This window comes from Aliivibrio sp. SR45-2, assembly GCF_963890165.1.
Lineage (GTDB): Bacteria > Pseudomonadota > Gammaproteobacteria > Enterobacterales > Vibrionaceae > Aliivibrio > Aliivibrio salmonicida.
On sequence record NZ_CAWPRC010000104.1, the window covers coordinates 1 to 336 of the forward strand.

A 336-nucleotide genomic window follows, 5' to 3' on the forward strand; every position below is an offset into this window, starting at 1 on the left:
ATAAAAGTAATTTTGTGTAGTCACTCAGTTCATTGATTATTTTTGTTTGAATTCACTTCGAAAAGTAAAAGCAAACTAGTGATTATCAACTCACAAGTGCCCACACAGATTGATTTGGTTAAATTGTTAAAGAGCGTTGTCTTTCAACCACTTAGCGTTTCAGCTTCGTCGTTTCAGGCTGCGTATATTACGCTTTCTGATTTGAAAGTCAAGATAATATTTTCAACTTTTTCATTTATTTATGAAAGACTTAAAAACGTTATGTTGACTTGCCTCCAGCAACAAACTGGGAGCGAAATAAAAGCCCGTTCTATTGAACGGGCACTTATTCAAATT

1 protein-coding gene is annotated in these 336 nt (G+C 33.9%); it reads left to right on the forward strand.

Going from position 1 to position 336, the window contains the following annotated elements; all coding sequences use genetic code 11:
• Positions 1–42 precede the first annotated feature (42 nt).
• Positions 43–336, forward strand: a 294-nt coding sequence (locus tag AACV33_RS04715) for a hypothetical protein (protein ID WP_035470944.1), incomplete at its 3' end; no start/stop codon positions are given.